2 protein-coding genes are annotated in these 1,470 nt (G+C 28.5%); both read left to right on the top strand.

The features are described from left to right. The coding region (locus tag DWW23_RS26500) for a hypothetical protein (protein WP_158583246.1) at positions 1-558 on the top strand (558 nt) is incomplete at its 5' end. A gap of 295 nt (positions 559-853) precedes the next feature. Beyond that, positions 854-1,069, top strand: a complete 216-nt coding sequence (locus DWW23_RS26315) for a hypothetical protein (RefSeq protein WP_147382653.1) — start codon at positions 854-856, stop codon at positions 1,067-1,069. Positions 1,070-1,470: the final 401 nt, after the last annotated feature.

The following is a 1,470-nucleotide window of genomic DNA, read 5'->3' as shown; positions in this document are numbered from 1 at the left end:
TTTAAAATATTATTAATATTATATTTTCTGTTCTCTTGTGATTCACAATCAAAAATTGAAAATGAAAAGACATTAAAAGAAATATCTTCGATATTTATAGAAGAAAATGGAGTTGAAATGATCAAATGGATGATGATGGATAGTATAAACGTTATGAAGGTTGCAATAAAGAAAGAGGAATATTTAACCTCAAATGAGACACAACCACCTCCTGTTGGAGAAGAACCAATAAATTTTTTTTTCCCTAATTTGAATTTATATACATTTTATTATAGCATGGGAGTTGTTGAAGGTGATGACAATCTGCCTTCTAATATATTTTATGTAGATGGTTACCCTATTTTTTTATATGATGATAAAAAACCTTTTATGGATAAAAAAAATATACCACAATATTTATATAGATATGAAAAAATATGGGTTAATGATGATTATTGGTTGGTTGCCATTTGTCGAAAAAGTCAGAAATACATAATATTTAGGGAGTATTGGAAATTAGGAGATGAAGCATTAGATGAACTTAAAAAATTTAATGACAAGTGTTTTGATGTTAGTTAATCTATCATAACCTTTCATAAAACATAAAACAAGTCATTAAAAATAGATATTTAAAAGTGTTTGGTTTTCTATCTTCAAGAGAGACTACAACCTTTTTAAACAACCAAGGAGCAAATGAGAACTGGTTTTACACTTCTGTAAAAGGTATTTTTCCGGGATTTACAGTAGATTATGATTGCAACACCTCTGGGATTTTTACGACAAATGGATATTGAATTTTCAGATATAGAGATTAATACAGTAAATGGTAGGGGGGGAAGATATCGTCCTATTAAATAGAGTAAATAATAAGGGAATGAAAACATTAACGATAGAAATAGTTAGTCCACCAGATAAAGAAAACCTGGTTGCAGAAATTTGGCAAGATGATCAAATGATTGTAGAAATAAATCAAGAAAAAGGAACACTTGAATTGGAAATTTATATTAACAAAACTAGTAAAATAAAATTAGAATTTAACGATTTCATAGACACTCTAAAAAAAGCAAAAAAGATACTGAGTGGGGGATAACCAATTTCTCGTTAAATATGACTCTTATAAAGAGACAAATGTGAAGGCTTACAAAGATAATGATACAGAGAAATTGGATATTGGAGCATGGGATGATGACAGATAGCATAAATTCAATGAATATTCAAATAGACAAAAAGGTGTATTTAACACCTAGAGACACACCACCTCCCCGAGTAGGAGAAGAGCTGACTAAATTTATTTCTAATACATTGGACTTATATATATATATTTAATTACACTATGAGTTGTATTGAATGTGATAATGATCTTCCTTCAAGCTTATTTTATATATGTGAAAGTAATTAATTTATTGTCTTCTTTACTTGAAAATGAGCGACACTAGATATTACGAATATGTCAACAATACGTTGAAACGAATCCGTACCGAATATGGTTAT

The sequence above is a fragment of the Parabacteroides sp. AF14-59 genome (assembly GCF_003479515.1).
In the GTDB taxonomy this organism is placed as follows: Bacteria; Bacteroidota; Bacteroidia; order Bacteroidales; family Tannerellaceae; genus Parabacteroides; species Parabacteroides faecis.
This window is presented reverse-complemented; position numbering and strand designations above follow the sequence as displayed.

Bases quoted from the DNA above. Each gene is read 5' to 3' on its own strand.
- DWW23_RS26315 (WP_147382653.1), top strand. From the start codon at position 854: ATGAAAACATTAACGATAGAAATAGTTAGTCCACCAGATAAAGAAAAC.